The 16,457-nt window shown below is 37.6% G+C and carries 11 protein-coding genes; 8 read left to right on the top strand and 3 right to left on the bottom strand.

All coding sequences use genetic code 11. From position 1 onward, the window contains the following. The first annotated feature begins 5 nt into the window (after positions 1 to 5). From rpsD to H8Z77_RS08040, 4 genes are all read left to right on the top strand, one after another. Entirely contained in the window at positions 6 to 632 is a 627-nt protein-coding gene (rpsD, locus tag H8Z77_RS08055) for a 30S ribosomal protein S4 (RefSeq protein WP_069987420.1), read from the top strand. A 65-nt stretch (positions 633 to 697) separates the two neighbouring features. Beyond that, a complete protein-coding gene (locus H8Z77_RS08050) occupies positions 698 to 1,648 on the top strand; it encodes a DNA-directed RNA polymerase subunit alpha (RefSeq protein WP_069987419.1) in 951 nt (316 codons plus the stop codon). 22 nt (positions 1,649 to 1,670) lie between these two features. Next, entirely contained in the window at positions 1,671 to 2,012 is a 342-nt protein-coding gene (rplQ, locus tag H8Z77_RS08045) for a 50S ribosomal protein L17 (protein WP_069987418.1), read from the top strand. Positions 2,013 to 2,720: 708 nt separating this feature from the next. Beyond that, positions 2,721 to 3,110, top strand: coding sequence for a hypothetical protein (locus H8Z77_RS08040; RefSeq protein ID WP_186996698.1), 390 nt, complete (start codon positions 2,721 to 2,723; stop codon positions 3,108 to 3,110). A 97-nt stretch (positions 3,111 to 3,207) separates the two neighbouring features. Here H8Z77_RS08040 and H8Z77_RS08035 read toward each other — a convergent pair whose 3' ends face one another. Continuing rightward, the gene (locus tag H8Z77_RS08035; RefSeq protein ID WP_069987416.1) at positions 3,208 to 3,873 is read right to left on the bottom strand and encodes a metallophosphoesterase; all 666 of its coding nucleotides are present in this window, start codon (positions 3,871 to 3,873) and stop codon (positions 3,208 to 3,210) included. A 19-nt stretch (positions 3,874 to 3,892) separates the two neighbouring features. Next, positions 3,893 to 5,179, bottom strand: a complete 1,287-nt coding sequence (locus H8Z77_RS08030; protein WP_186996697.1) for an O-acetylhomoserine aminocarboxypropyltransferase/cysteine synthase family protein — start codon at positions 5,177 to 5,179, stop codon at positions 3,893 to 3,895. Between the two features lie 145 nt (positions 5,180 to 5,324). Between H8Z77_RS08030 and H8Z77_RS08025 the strand changes: the two genes are divergently transcribed. The 4 genes from H8Z77_RS08025 to H8Z77_RS08010 all read left to right on the top strand — a co-directional run bounded on the left by H8Z77_RS08025 (position 5,325) and on the right by H8Z77_RS08010 (position 15,263). Then, a complete protein-coding gene (locus H8Z77_RS08025) occupies positions 5,325 to 6,704 on the top strand; it encodes a D-alanyl-D-alanine carboxypeptidase family protein (RefSeq protein ID WP_069987414.1) in 1,380 nt (459 codons plus the stop codon). Between the two features lie 23 nt (positions 6,705 to 6,727). Beyond that, positions 6,728 to 7,684, top strand: a complete 957-nt coding sequence (locus H8Z77_RS08020; RefSeq protein WP_186996696.1) for a carbohydrate kinase family protein — start codon at positions 6,728 to 6,730, stop codon at positions 7,682 to 7,684. A gap of 570 nt (positions 7,685 to 8,254) precedes the next feature. Continuing rightward, complete coding sequence (locus H8Z77_RS08015) at positions 8,255 to 13,549, top strand: family 78 glycoside hydrolase catalytic domain (RefSeq protein ID WP_186996695.1); 5,295 nt, start codon at positions 8,255 to 8,257, stop codon at positions 13,547 to 13,549. 367 nt (positions 13,550 to 13,916) lie between these two features. Next, entirely contained in the window at positions 13,917 to 15,263 is a 1,347-nt protein-coding gene (locus H8Z77_RS08010; protein WP_069987411.1) for a sodium-dependent transporter, read from the top strand. A gap of 52 nt (positions 15,264 to 15,315) precedes the next feature. Here the strand turns inward: H8Z77_RS08010 and H8Z77_RS08005 are convergent, their stop codons facing one another. Then, positions 15,316 to 16,326 carry an AraC family transcriptional regulator gene (locus H8Z77_RS08005; RefSeq protein WP_186996694.1) on the bottom strand — a complete coding sequence of 337 codons (1,011 nt, stop codon included), beginning with the start codon at positions 16,324 to 16,326 and terminating at the stop codon, positions 15,316 to 15,318. Positions 16,327 to 16,457 lie beyond the last annotated feature (131 nt).

Genomic DNA, 16,457 nt, shown 5'->3' with positions numbered 1-16,457 from the left:
ACGATATGGCAAGATATACTGGTGCGGTATGCAGACTGTGCCGCCGTGAAGGCAAAAAATTATTCCTGAAAGGCGAACGCTGCTATTCCGACAAATGTGCGGTATCCCGCAGAGAATACGCTCCAGGTCAGCATGGACAAAGCAGAAAGAAAGTTTCTGAATACGGCCTGCAGTTAAGAGAAAAACAAATGGCAAGACGTTACTACGGCGTTTCTGAAAGCCAGTTCGCAAAATATTTTGAAATGGCTGTTAGAAAACCTGGTATGGCAGGTGAAAACCTGTTGAGAATCCTGGAATCCCGTTTGGATAACGTAGTATACAGAGCTGGTTTTGCATCTTCCAGAGCAGAAGCAAAACAGTTGATCCTTCATAACCACTTTAAATTAAATGGCAAAAAAGTAAATATTTCTTCTTTGCTGGTGAAACCAGGTGATGTGATCACTGTTGGCAATGATAGCAAATCCAGTGAAAAATTTAAAGCAGTTGTAGAAGCTTGGGCTTCCCGTCCAGTTCCAATGTGGATGACTGTTGACAAAGAAAATATGTCCATTAAAATTGAGCGCTTAACCAACCGCGATGAAATTGATTTGGAAATCGCAGAACATCTCATTGTCGAATTGTACTCCAAATAATAATATGATTGTTTGGACAAACAAAGTTGTACTTTGTTATTTATTGCAAATTAGGAGGGTTTTGAATGATTGAAATAGAAAAGCCAAGAATTGAGACGGCTGAACTTAAGTCAGACGGCACATACGGAAGATTTATCCTTGAGCCACTCGAACGCGGCTTCGGTACTACTCTTGGAAATTCCCTAAGACGCGTACTACTCTCCTCTCTTCCCGGTGTTGCAGTTACTTCCATTAAAATTGATGGTGTGCAGCATGAGTTCTCAACCATTCCAGGTGTAAAAGAAGATGTGACAGAAATCGTTCTCAACATCAAGGGGTTGATCGCTAAAGTACATGGCGATGTACCAAAAACAGTTTATATCGAAGCAGAAGGTGAATGTGAGGTTACCGCTGGCGATATCAAAGCTGACTCTGAAGTTGAGATACTTGATCCGGGGATGCATATTGCGACTTTGGATGAAGGTGCGAAACTGTATATGGAGCTTGTAATTGATAAAGGTAGAGGTTATGTTTCTGCTGAACGCAATAAGCAAAATATGCAGCCTGCTATTGGTGTAATCCCAATAGACAGCATCTATACACCGGTGTTAAAGGTAAACTACGCAGTGGAAAACACCCGTGTAGGTCAAATCACTGACTATGATAAGTTAACTTTGGAAATTTGGACTGACGGAACCATTTCCGCCAAAGAGGCAGTTTCCTTAGCAGCCAAGGTTCTCAATGAACATCTTAACCTTTTTGTTGATTTATCAGAAGAAGGGTATACCGAGCAGATTATGGTCGAAAAGGACGATAAGAGCAAAGAAAAAGTCCTGGAGATGACTATTGAGGAACTTGACTTGTCTGTCCGTTCTTTCAACTGCTTGAAACGCGCAGGCATTAACACGGTTGAAGACTTAACAAACAAAACCGAGGAAGATATGATGAAAGTTAGAAACCTCGGACGTAAATCATTGGATGAAGTTGTGCTCAAGTTAAAATCTTTGGGCTACGATCTTCAGGCTGATGAGGAATAAATCCCGTAAGGAGTGAATTTCAATGGCAGGTAGCAGAAAGCTCGGAAGAACTTCCGACCAAAGAAAAGCTATGTTACGTGCAATGGTTACTTTTTTGCTGGAAAATGGCAAAATTGAAACAACCGTAACAAGAGCAAAAGAAGTTCGTGCAATGGCTGAGAAAATGATTACTCTCGGTAAAACTAATACTCTCCACTCCAAACGTCAAGCTTTGGCTTATATCACAAAAGAAGATGTAACCAAAAAATTGTTTGACGAGATTGCACCGAAATATGCAGATAAAAACGGTGGTTACACCCGTATCGTAAAAATCGGTCCTCGTCGCGGCGATGCTGCAGAGATGGCGATTATTGAGTTGATCTAAAACGAATCAATAAATAGAAAGCTGGAGAAGAATCTCCAGCTTTTTTTGTTTGCTGCCTATAGGCTAAATAAAATCCCTGGTAGAACTAGGGGTAAAAAGTCTTGGCAAAATAAGAAACTCTAACAGATAGAGAATTCATTCTGCTTGATAATAGAATGGAAGATTTTAAAAAAGTAATTCGGGGATTTTTGCATACAGTTTTTTTCACATAAGAGTACGGAAAGACAACCTGAACTGGTTTACCAGTAGCGGAGTAAGCGATGCGATGGTAGTCCTTCAATACCCCCTCCAGGAGTTTGAGCAAACCACTAATTCATTTTAGTGGTTTTGATTGATAATGAAGGTTTGTGGATATAACCATAAACAAGCTAAAGTATTGACTAAGCAGGCAATATCTTACTGGATTTACCTCATAAAATTATAGTATCTATTATATTAAAAATATGGCTTTTACTACTAAAACTGAATCAAGGAGAATGGTTGAATGGGATGTCAGGAAAAATACCTAAATGTCATTATTTTTATAACAAATAGTATTATATATTTATAGTATTCTATTTGTATTATAAAAATGTACAATTTTTATTGCTTTTTTCGGTAACAAAAACAATTGAAAAGGCTTACTATTTATAGTATGCTATAAATAAATTGGTTTTGTTTATATATGAGAATCAAACTGTAGCTGTAAGAAGAAATGGAGACAATAAAATGAAATGGAAAAAAATCGCTTACTACATCTTTTTTTGCCTTTGTATCGCTGGAGTTGGTTTTGGTTGGAACTATTTTGAAGAATTAAAAATCCACAATTATAGTGGGATTTATTCTTTCTATGAGAATTTGTTGTTTCTTCTATTGGGGATTGTTTTTATTTTGCCACAATTGGTACATTATTTTACAAACCATCTGCGAATGAAGATAAATTGGATTTTGTTTGTTCTAAATATTCTTATTTTGCTTTTTGGATGTATAAGCTGGAGCCTTCCAATACCTAATTGGATTATTTCAATGTCTCCTATTATTATTTTTGCAACAATGGCGTATCTACCAAATTGTTGGAGTGAAACAAGAAATAAAAAATATTACCGTTCTATCTGGTAAATGTTTGATAAATGAAAAAATTCCTATGGCTGTAAATTGCCATAGGAATTTTTTCTATACTATTATTGCTATTTTAGCGTTGTGTCATCTAGAAATTTTATTTTGTTTGAATTGGGATGAGTCCGTCAAATACTGCGGTATAATAGGGAGGAATTTCTTTATCGACATGGAACTTTCCAAAATACCATTTTTTGAATTTACAATGGGTGCGGATCTGTTCCAACACATCGTGGATAGTAGTTCCATCCGCTTTGTTGATATCCATACAGCCCAAAATAGAATAAGGTGGTTCATGGCTGATAATAATATCTACAGCACCTTCCACTTGCTTGATGTGTTGAACCGCATTATCAATTTGAGCCTTTGTTGGCTCAACATTTTCCCAATTTTGGTCTAAATCGCCAGTCGTATTTTCCACAGATCCTCCACCAAAGGCAAGAATTTTTTTCCCTTCTATTTCGTACACTTCTCCCCGCATCAACTGGAAGATATTTGGCATAATCTGTCTTGCTTTTCCGCCATGAAACTCCACAATTGGATAACTCTCTAATAATTCAAAATTTTCATGGCAACCATCCACAAAAGCGATGGTATACTTGCGTTTATTTAAAGCTTTTAAAGTTTTTGTCTCTGCTCTTGAGTGATCCCAGATAAAGCCGAAGTCACCGCAAATTAATAAAGTATCATTTTTTTTAATCTTTTTATAATCAGGCAGTTCCATAGCTGAAAGTTGGCCGTGTTTGTCACCTGTAACCCAAATCATGCTAGACCTCCTGGTATTTTTATTTTGTAGCGTTTGAAATTGCTTGATCCAAATCAGCGATAATATCCTGAATATCCTCTAAACCAATGGAGAGGCGGATGGTACCCTCTGTAATACCAGCAGCAACCAATTGTTCCGCAGATAACTGGGAATGAGTAGTGGTAGCTGGATGGATTACCAGACTTTTAGAGTCACCCACGTTTGCACAGTTAATCAAAAGTTTTAAGCTATCAATAAATTTAGCGCCTGTTTCACGGGTACCTTTTAAGCCAAAAGTAAAAACAGAACCAGTGCCTTTTGGCATGTATTTTTGACCTAATTCATAATATTTGCTGCTTTTTAACATAGGGCAGTTTACGAACTCTACTTGTGGATGTTGTTCTAAGTATTCGGCCACTTTTAAAGCGTTTTCGCAATGGCGTTCCATCCGTAAAGAGAGTGTTTCAATTCCTTGAAGAAGCATAAACGCATTAAATGGAGAGATACATGCACCTAAATCTCTAGTAATTAAGCTGCGTAAGCGGGCAATAAAAGCGGATTCTCCCAAATCTGCGTATACCAAACCGTGATAGCTTTCATCGGGCTGATTATATAGTGGGAATCTTGGGTTATCTTTGTATTGGAATTTGCCCGAATCCACAACTAGACCGCCCATGACATTACTGTGGCCACCCAGGAATTTTGTTGCGGAGTGGATGACAATATCAGCGCCAAACTCAATTGGTCGGCAAAGGGCTGGTGTGGTAAAAGTAGAATCCACTACATAAGGGATACCATGTTTATGGGCGATTTTTCCGATTTGTTCTAAATTTGCTACATTTGCATTGGGGTTTCCCACTGTTTCAACAAAAAACATTCTAGTCTTATCGGTAACAGCATTTTCCCATGCTTCTAAATCATCTGGATTTACAAAGGTAACATGAATCCCTAACCGTTTTAAGGTTACACCCAACATATTAATAGCCCCACCATAAATCTGGATCGAAGCCACAATTTCATCTCCCTGGCTTGCCAGATTGACAACTGTATTAAAAATAGCAGCATGACCGGAAGCAAACGCTAACGCCCCAATACCACCATCTAAAGCGGCAATACGCTGTTCTAGAACGTCTACAGTTGGATTAGCCAAACGAGTGTAGATGGAACCAGGCTTTTTTAAAGCAAATTGATCGCAGGCATCTTGTGTGTTTTCAAAAGCATATGCGTTGGTAAGATACAATGGCACTTCTACTGATTTTGTGGTGGGCTCAATTTCATATCCACTATGTAATGCTATGGTATCCAATTGGTATTTTTGTGGCTCCATGATAGATAGCCTCCTTGTAGGATAATTTTTCATGATTTTATCTGATAAAATTCATAAAATAATGATGGTTTCTATTTGAATTCCATCCTTATATTTGATATACTTATATTAAATAATAATACACTATTTGGAGGAGATTGTCCATATGAGAAAAGTAATTTCTCTGATACTGACTTGTGTCATTACAATTAGTGTTTTCTGCGCCCCTCTTACAGCAGAAGCGCTTACTTATACCCCGGATTTTGAAGTGGTTAGCCAGTCAGCTTATTTGGTAAATACAGACACAGGAAAAGTTTTATATGAAAAAGAAGCGCAAAAACAGCTGATACCAGCTTCTTTAACCAAAATGATTACCTGTATTGTGGCATTAGAACACTGTGAAGATATCGCGAATACTATGGTAACGGCACCAAACTATGTATTTGATAATTTATATGGAAAAGGTGCTTCTGATGCTGGAATTATGGCAGGGGAAACATTGAGTATGGAAGATCTCCTCTATGGATTAATGTTGCCATCTGGCTGTGAAGCAGCAGACATTATTGCGGATTATATTAGTGGTGGAAAACCAGAAGAATTCATCCAAATGATGAATGATAAGGCAAAAGAAATTGGATGTACCAACACAGTGTTTTATGACGCCAGTGGCCTGGATAATAGGAATCTTTCTACAGCTTATGATATGTACTTGATTGCCAACTATGGGATGAATATGGAAGATGGTCGGTTTGCCACGATTTCTACTACTGTCCGTCATACCATGAAAGCAACAAATAAACAAGGAGAACGTACTATTACCCACTCCAATTATCGAATGTTGGTAAAATCTTTAGGTGGAGATAAGTATTTTTATGAGTATGTAAAAGGGATTAAAACTGGTACAGGAGATGATTATAAAAACCTAGTAACAGCGGCTTCCCACGATGGATATAATTATATTTGTGTTGTGATGGGCGCACCAATCCGTGATGGCTATGGAAATGAATTGCCACAATATACCTGCTTGGATAGTAAAAATCTCTATAAATGGGCGTTTAATAATTTCAGCTTGAAAACAGTGGCGGAACCAAATTCCAAAACAATCCCAAATCAAATCAAGGTGGAGCTTGCGAAAGATACGGATACCATCCAATTAACGACAAAGGAAACCATTACTGAGTTATTGCCAAATGATATTGATGTTTCCTCTATTATGTGGGATACTTCCAATTTGCCAAAAACAATACAAGCTCCCATCAAACAAGGGCAAGAAATTGGCACAATAGATTTAAAATTACAAAATGAAGTTATACAGACGGTAACAGTGGTAGCTGCCAATGATATTGACCGAAGTATGTGGCTTTATATAGGAAATATTTTAAAAAAGATTTTGACCTCTTGGTGGTTTATCTTATTAGTAGTTATCATTGTGGTATTGCTCATTCTTTATTTTGTAATGGTAGTTGTATATAACAAGCGCCGTAGAAAAGGAAAAATACCTGTGCGTAGGAAAAAAGGACAGACGGTAAAAAGAAGGAGAAGGTAGTTTTGTAGAAAGGACGTAATTTTATGTTTGATGTAGTGGCTTTGGGTGAGATGTTGATTGATTTTACTCCGGTAAAATCGCAAGGGGATAATTACCTGTTCTCGCCAAATCCTGGAGGGGCTCCCGCAAATTTATTGTGTTCTTTGGCGAAATTCGGGAAAAGAGCTGCTTTTCTTGGAAAAGTAGGGGATGACCAGTTTGGACATTTATTGAGAAAGACACTGGAAGACAACCATGTAAGCACAGAAGGAATGGTAATGTCAAAGCAATACCAAACTACCCTGACTTTTGTACACTTAAACGAACATGGGGACCGTTCCTTTCGTTTTTATCGGAATCAAGGTGCGGATACGATGTTGGAGCCAAAAGAAGTTTGTTATGAACTGATTGACCGGACAAAAATTTTTCATTTTGGCTCGTTAACATTGACCTGCAATCCTGCTAGAAAGGCTACATTATCCGCCCTAGAATACGCCAAAAAAGCAGGGAAAATCATTTCTTATGACCCTAATTTGCGCCTTAGTTTATGGGATAACAAACAATTGGCAAAAGAAATGATACAAAAAGGGCTGGACTACGCCAATATTTTAAAATTATCGGAAGAAGAAGCCATGTTTTTAACAAATTGCCAGGATTATATGAAAGCTGCTCAGACATTGATGGAGCGTTACCATAATTTACGGATCATTTTAGTGACCCTAGGGGCAAATGGTTCCCTTGCGTTAAACCGGCATAACTGTGTTTCTTTAACAGCATATCCGGTAAAGGCAGTGGATACGACAGCTGCGGGAGATTCCTTTTTTGGAGGATTTTTATATCAATTATTAGAATTGGGAAAGCCTTTGGATGCGTTACAGGAAGAAGATTTGATTTCCTGCCTTTCCTTTGGAAACGCAACTGGCTCCTTGACAACGACGAAAAAGGGTTCCATTTATGCGTTGCCTGATTTACAAGAAGTAAAAAAATTGATGAATGAATAGTATGGATAGAGGAAACCCCAACGGTTCTAATTTGGAACCATTGGGGTTTTTCTGATATGGAATTGATATGGTATCATCTTTATTTCGCTCCAAAACTAGGAGAAAAAACTTTGAAATAGTACCCTTCAAAGATGCAGTAAAACAACCTATAATATCATTCACTTACATTTAATATTATGAATCCATCTAGTATTTAAGATGAGATTAATCTTATACAGATTCCTAAAGAGAAAAAGAGAAACAATAACAATGGCTATTGTGATAGCTAAATTTTCATTTATATAGGATTTTTGTAGTATTGTGTTAATTTAAGGTGCATTTTAGAGGATTAGTTGGCAATATCAGCTTTTATAATTGTAATCATAAAATTAGGATTAATGTTGGTTATAATTGCTATAGTTATTAAAAATTATATTATTTTTATGTTGATAATTTATGTTGATTTTCATAGTTTTTATCTTTATAATATATAAATATAAGAATATTATGGAAAAATATTATGAAAATTAGAAAAAGGAGGTGAACAATTTTAAATCGTTTTAACCATAAATAATAAGGAGGAACAAGAGTATGAAGAAAAGATGGACTCGTTTTTTAAGCGGGTTATTGACAGCGGCAATGTTATCCACAGTTGTTGTATTTGCACCAACTAGCTTTGCTGCTGAGGCCACACTATCCGTTCAGGAAATGAAGGTAAATTCCTTAAGCGAACCGCTTGGAATTGACCAATTGCCAAAATTCAGTTGGGGATATTTCTCCAATATCAATGGAAAAGAACAAACTGCCTACCGTATTATTGTAGCTTCTTCTCAGGAAAAAGCAGAAGCGCATGAGGGGGATATCTGGGATTCGACCAAAATAGAGAGTAGCCAAAATTTTGATATTCCGTATGAGGGGACAGACCTAGCATCTAAAACAGAGTATTATTGGGCAGTAGAATGTTGGGACGAAAATGGCCAGTCGATTGGATGGAGTGAGGTTTCCAGATTTGAAACAGGAATGCTTCATCCAGAGGATTGGACAGCCGAGTGGATAGGGGACGATATCATTGGCAATACTCTGTCTACTACAGTGGATGGCTGCTACTGGATTTGGAGCCTAAATGGATCTCCTTTTGACCAAGCTCCAGCAGGACATCATTATTTCCGTAAAACTTTTTCAGTAAATCCAAATAAAACGGTAAAACAGGTTATTTTTGGTTTTACAGCGGATGACCAAGGTGTGTTTTACCTAAATGGAGAAAAAATTGGACAAACGCAGGCTTGGGAAAGCGGAGGAGTATATGATATTACCGATAAAATCCTCTCTGGTGAAAACTTAATTGCCTTGGACGGCAATAATACAAGCCAGGGTTATGGCGGTGTTATTGGAAAATTGACCATTGCTTATACCGATGATACGACAGATACTGTGATTACAGATAATACCTGGAAAGTAAATGGTATAGGGGATTCTGGTTGGGAACAGCCAGGGTTTGATGATAGTAATTGGGTTACCCCTGACCAAAATGTTTTATATGGTGGTGACCCTTGGGGAACCCGAGTTGTGATGGAAGTAACTAATACGGAACCAGTATCTGCCCCAATCTTCCGAAAAGAATTTGAGGTAAAGCAAGAAATTGAATCTGCAAGGGCCTATATTTGTGGATTAGGGTTATTTGATTTAAAAATCAATGGTGAGAATCCAGATGATACCGTATTAAATCCAGCCCATACTCAATATAATAAAACAGTAATGTACCGAGTGTTTGATGTTACAAACCAATTACAACAAGGTTCCAACGCCATTGGAGTAGAGCTGGGTAAAAGCTTCTACAATGAAACCGTAACTACCTGGAACTGGCAGAATGCTGTTTGGCGGGATAATCCAAAACTGTTAATGCAGTTGGAAATTACCTATCAGGATGGTAGCAAACAAATTGTAGATACTGGCACAGATTGGTCGGTGACCAGCAACGGCCCAACTGTATTTGACAGCATCTACTATGGAGAAACTTATGATGCCCGTTTAGAAAAAACAGGATTTGATCAGCCTGGTTATAAAGAGGATGACTCTTGGCATTCAGCAGTAAACGTGGATGCTCCAACCGGGAAACTGATTTTTCAACAGATGGAACCAATGCGCCGGGCGGAAACACTGGATACAACCGTGACTAAATTAGATAGCGATTCCTATATTATTCATCCTGAAAAAATGACAACAGGGTGGATTAAGTTAAATATGGGAAATCTTCCAGAAGGTACTGAGGTTACCATTACTTATGGCGAGAAATTAAACGCGGATGGCACATTGGCTGCCCAGGGAAATGACAGCTGGTTTATCCGCACCATCCAACAGGATAAGTACATAGCCAAAGGGGAACCTGGAGAAAATTTTGAGCCACGTTTTAGTTATAAAGGTTATGAATATATTCAAGTAGATGGATATTTAGGAGAATTGACTTCCGACCAAATTGAAGCGTATGCCATCCATAACGATGTGGGAATTCCTTCTTATTTTGAATCTTCAAATGAGATGATTAACTCCATGCATGATGTTATGGTGAATACTTTATTAAATAACTTCCAGGGAAAACCAACCGATACCCCTGTATGGGAGAAAAATGGTTGGACTGGGGACGCAAATGTTTCTACCGAGAGCATGGCATATAATTTTGATATGCGTCTGTTCCTCTCAAAATTCCTAAATGATATGGAGGATACCCAAACTGAAACAGCAATTGGGAATATTGCGCCTTCCGCTGACTGGAGTATTGAAAATACCCCAGTATGGAATGGAATTTATTTCCTAGGTACAGAACAGTTATATAACCAGTTTGGAATGAAATCCTTTGTAGAAGAACAATACGATGCTATGAGAAAGATGGCGTTGGTAGATATTAAGACAATCCAAAATAACGGATGGGTTTGGTTTGATACTCAAATGGGTGACTGGGTTAGTCCTTATGGAGGCACTGATCCTAACGCACCAGGTATTGCCATGTCTCCAGAAGGTTCTGCAATTTGTGGAACGGGATATGTATACCAAATTTTAAAAACAATGACCCATATGGCAGAGGTTTTAGGAAAAGAAGAGGATGCGGCAGAATATCGTGCCGCTATGGAACAGATTTATACTGCGTTTAACCAAAAGTTTTTTGATGAAGAAAAACAGATTTATGATACAAATTATTGGATTCCTGAAAACGCAGGGTTACGTACAAAATTCCGCCAAACATCCCAGCTGGTAGCATTGGCTTTTGGATTGGTTCCGGAAGAATACAAAGATGCTGTAGTGAAAAACCTGGTAAATGACATTGTGGAAAAAGGATATCATTTTGAAGTTGGTATGGTAGGAAATAAATTGTTGTTGCCAGTGCTAAGCGATAATGGTTATAACGATGTAGCTTATAAGGTGCTGACCCAAACCACCTATCCAAGTTGGGGATATTGGTTAGAACAAGGAGCTACTTCCGCTTGGGAAGGTTTTGAAAATACAACCCGGTCCCATAACCACTATTTCTTGGCAAACTATGAAGAATGGCTTTATAAAGGGCTGGCAGGTATCCGTGATTTTGCGGATGGTGGCAACACCTTTACAATTCAGCCACAGCTGGCAGGTTCCTTGGAGTATGTAGACGCTGTTACGAATACCGCCTATGGCAATATCCGTTCTTCCTGGAAGATAACAGAACAGAATACTGAATTTAGTTACCAAATTCCAGTTAGTACAACAGCGACTATTTATCTACCAACAGCAGATACAATTTATAATAAAGACCATCAAGAAATTTCGACATCGGATGTAGGTATTGTTTCGATTGAAAAACAAGGAGAAATCACAAAATTAGTAGTAAAATCCGGTAATTATCGATTTTTCTGTAACACAAACCAATCTATTTATAAAGATGATCTGAGAGATGCGATTTCTTATGCAGATAGCTTACAGCAGGAGGATTATTTGCAGGAAGCATGGACTGAATTCCAGCAGGTTCTGGAACAAGCCAAATCCGTAGAATCACAACAGGACACCAATCAAATTGCGGTTAACCAGGCAACCAATAGCTTGGAACAGGCAATTGAAGTGTTAACAAACAAAGTTGACACTGTCCGTAAAAATTTAAAAGAACTACTGCAATCCATGTCTACGCTTTCTGAAGCAGACTTTACTGACCATTGGGAAGATTTTCAAGCTGTATACGAAAAAGCTTCTGCGTTGTCAACAGATATCCAAGCAACTACAGAGCAGTTGCAAAAAGTGACGGATGAGTTAAATCAGGCTTATGAATTGTTGCGCTATTACCGTACTGGAAATATAGCGTTAAATAGTACTCCTACCGCTTCTAGTTCTGTGAATGGTTCTAATGGTTGGGATATTAGAAATTTAACGGATGGAGATTTGAAAAACTTAAGCTCTATCAATGAAATTTGTGGTTGGACTTCAAATAATGATATCAACAATAACCATACCGAATGGGTGGCAGTTGATTTAGGAACAATCAATCGAATTAGTGAAGTTGTATTGTATCCATCTGGAATTGATGCCAACAACAATGCTTATGGTATGCCAATTGACTTCACCATTGACATTTCTGACGATGGTATCAATTGGACAACAGTTCATACAGAACAGAACTATCCATTACCTACCAGTGATCCACAAAAATTTGTACTAGATCAATCTTACTTCGCAAGATATGTTCGAGTTCACGCAACTAGTTTACGTCCAAAACCAAGCGATAATAACCTATATAGAATGCAGTTAGTTGAAATGGAAGTTTATAACCATCCAGTAACCGATGCACAGTTAACAGGGATTACCCTCAGTGACGGAAACTTAGAACCAACGTTTGACCCATCTGTTCGAGAATACCGTGTAGAGGTTGCCAATGATGTGGAGTCCATTTTAGTGACGCCATCTATCTCCCAAGGTGGATCTGTAACATTTGATGACAGTGATATGTTGGGTAAAGACGAGGCAACAGGGAAATACCTATTGAGAGAAGGGGAAAACCAGTTAATCCTTCACGTGGTGACAGAAGAATCCCAAGCAGTTCAGTCAACATCGATTACGATTATCCGTGAAAAATCGGAAGTTGTGGATACAGACAAATCGATTTTGAATGCTATTATTAAATACGCCGAAGAAGCTAAAACTAGTGGGGAATATGACAATGCTATTGAAAGTGTACAAAAAACATTTGATGCAGCATTGGAAAATGCCAAGGCAGTAGCAAATAACGCAGCAGCAACCCAGGAAGAAGTAGATGCAGCATGGAAAACACTGTTGAACGAAATTCATAAACTGGGGTTTGTAGCTGGAGATAAAACAGCGTTAGCTTCTTTGATTGAAGCAGCCAATGAAATCAATGCGGAACTTGACCGTTATGTAGAAGCGGGAAAAGCGGAATTTACCGCAGCATTAGAAGCGGCGCAGAATACTTACAATAATGGAGACGCTATGCAGGCGGAAATCAATGAAGTAGCGGATAATCTGTTAAACGCAATGTTGAACCTGAGATACAAAGCAGATAAATCTATTTTGGAAGAAGTAGTAGCAGAGGCAGAGAAAGTGGATGCGAACGCATACACGGCAGAAAGCTACGCAGTACTGGAAGCAGCAATAAATGACGCAAAAGCAGTACTGGAAAATGAAAACGCAACCCAGGAAGAAGTAGACACAGCAGTAGCCAATGTACAGAGTGCAATGGATAGTTTAGTAGCAGTAGAAGGAACAGAAACACTATCTTATAATAGTGCTACTCAAATTGGACAGGAAAGCACAACAAACGCAGCGAAAACAGGGGATACTACCCCAATAGCAGGTGCAGTTGTTGCAATGGTTGCAGGCGCAGTGCTGATGACAATCCGTAAGAAAAATAAATAATAAATATATTATGAAGAACAAGAGTTGAATAATCCCCCATCTAAACAGAATAGATGGGGGATTTTAATATGTGAAAAGAAATTATAACTATTTGGAAACAAACTTGTCCATATATTTATAAATTGTTTCAATGTGATAGTAACATATATAAAATTAAAATGAATTTTGTTAACATTGAGTTTTATTAATAAATAATTGACATTGCGATAAAAAAATTGTAAAATTATAGAGAACAAAGTACTTCTATTTTTATGAATAGACGCTAATTTTTCTATGACAGATAGAAAAAATTTTTTATTTGGGTAATGATACAGTGGGCAAATTTTATTTGGGCTGTATTTGCCTACTGTAAAAGGAGTGTAACATAATGGTAAAAAATCAGGTAACATCCTTAAAAAAGAGGGATGTATTTATTTCCAGGTGGGGCTATATTTTAGCCTGTATTGGATCTGCGGTTGGTATGGGAAATATCTGGATGTTTCCTAGTCGTGTTTCCAAATATGGCGGAGGCTCATTTTTAATCCCCTATTTTTTGTTTGTCATCATTATTGGATTTTCTGGAGTAATCGGAGAAATGGCTTTTGGTCGCGCAACCCGTTCCGGACCAATGGATGCATTCCAAAAAGCAGTAGAATCCAGAGGGAAAAATGGAAAAATTGGTAAAGTATTGGGTGCTATTCCAGTTTTGGGTTCTTTGGCTTTAGCGATTGGATATTCCGTTGTAATGGGCTGGATTTTGCGGTATACAGTGGGGGCGTTTACAGGAAAAACCTTGGAACCAAATAGTGTGGAAGGATTTAGCGCTGCTTTTGGCAGTATGGCTTCCAATTTTGGAAATAACCTATGGCAACTAGTGGGTATTGTATTGGTAGCAGTTATTTTGATTTTTGGCATCAGTTCCGGGATCGAAAAAGTTAATAAGGTAATGATGCCATTATTTTTCTGCATGTTTGTTGGATTGGCAATCTATATGTTGTTCCAGCCAGGTTCTTTGGCTGGTTACCGATACATGTTTTCGGTGGATGAGAATATTTTAAATCCAATGACATGGGTTTATGCTCTTGGGCAAGCATTTTTTTCCCTCTCTTTAGCGGGCAATGGAACGCTAATTTATGGTTCCTATTTAAGCGATAAAGAGAACATTATTGGAGCGGCATGGAAAGTTGCTTTATTTGATACTTTGGCTGCTATGCTGGCGGCTTTGGTGATAATTCCAGCAATGGCTACTGCTGGTACAAACCTATTTGATGGTGGCCCTGGTTTAATGTTTATCCATCTTCCTAATCTTTTTAAATCTATGCCAGGTGGGCAGATATTAGTTATTATTTTCTTTATTGCCGTATTTTTAGCAGGGATTACCTCGCTGATTAACCTGTTTGAAGCACCTATCGCTACTTTACAGGAGATTTTAGGGTTTTCCAGAACAAAAGCAGTTTTATCCATTTTAGGGATTGGTGCAGTAGTTGGTGTGTGTATCCAGGCGATTGTAAGCCAATGGATGGATGCAGTTTCGATTTATATTTGCCCATTAGGTGCTGGAATGGCAGGCATCATGTTCTATTGGGTATTTGGTTCTAAATATGTCCGAAAAGAGATGCAAAAAGGGAGAAAACGCAAAATTGGAAGATGGTTAGAGCCAATGACAAAATTTGTGTTTTGCGGTTTAACGGCAGCGGTATTTATTTTAGGAGTAGTATTCCAGGGAATTGGATGATATAGCAATAAAAACAGATGGCTTATCGGATTTTGCAAGCCATCTGTTTTTTCTATAAAGAATTATCCTCGTGTGATGGGTTTGGCTGATAATAAAGTTTACGGTACTCTGCTGGTGTACAGTGAAAATGTTTTTGGAACAGTTTGAAGAAATGGGAACTATAGTTAAAACCTGTTAAATTAACGATATCAGCAATTGGCATATCAGAATTGCGCAAAAAATTGCAGCAATGTTCTAATTTATACTCTAAAACAATATCGGTAAACGTACGGTCGGTAAAGCGTTTAATATAAGAAGATAAATAACTGGGGTTATAAAAAAAATGGTCCGCTGCAGATGTTAAAGTAACTGTATTATAATTTTGAGAAATGTAATCTAATATTTCCGCGATATCAGTGGGAATAAAATTTTTTTCTTCTGTAGTTTGTTCATCCTCACTAAATTGTCGGATCAGGGAAGAGAAAAGTACGATTAAATATGCTTGGATGGTATTTTGATAGCAGATTTTTTTCTGGATAAATTCTACCAATATTTTTTCGATAATTTCAGAAACATCATTTTCTGGATGGTTGCGGAACAATAAGTATTCATTTTTATCTTTTTTATTGTAAAGTGAATTGATAAAAAATTGGACCATAATACTGTTATCTGGAATTAGGTTGATAAATGCTTTATCAAATAAAGAGGTTTTAAACATAATATTAAAAACAATCGAATCGGTGTTTTCTCCTATATCTAAACAGTGGACAGCGTTGGGGTTTAAAAGACAGATATCCCCTTGATTCATCTGTATGGTAATGTCCTGCTGTCGGTAGATATGATTGCTACAGCTTCCATGGTAAATATAAATTAATTCAAAAAAATCATGTTTATGTTTTGGGCCATGGTTAAAAGCAGGATGGTGAATACCAATCGCGATATCATTCTGTTTCAAACCAAAAATATGGTCTGAGATAATATCTATTTGATTGGTGTCTTTCAGGTTAGGGAACCTTCGATGGTTCTGTGTTTGGAAATTTTTTTGTTTCCAATTTTCAATATACTGTTCGATAATTTGGTTCATATTGTCACCTAGTTCTAAAAATATTACATATGTATTCTAAAAAAATAGCGATGATTTTTTTATTCAATTAGATTAAAATTATAACAGACCGTTAAATTAATTATAGATGTTTTGGCAGGATATTGTCAAGC

Origin of the sequence: Clostridium facile, assembly GCF_014297275.1 — a bacterium.
Classification (GTDB): domain Bacteria; phylum Bacillota; class Clostridia; order Oscillospirales; family Ruminococcaceae; genus Massilioclostridium; species Massilioclostridium facile.
This window is presented reverse-complemented; position numbering and strand designations above follow the sequence as displayed.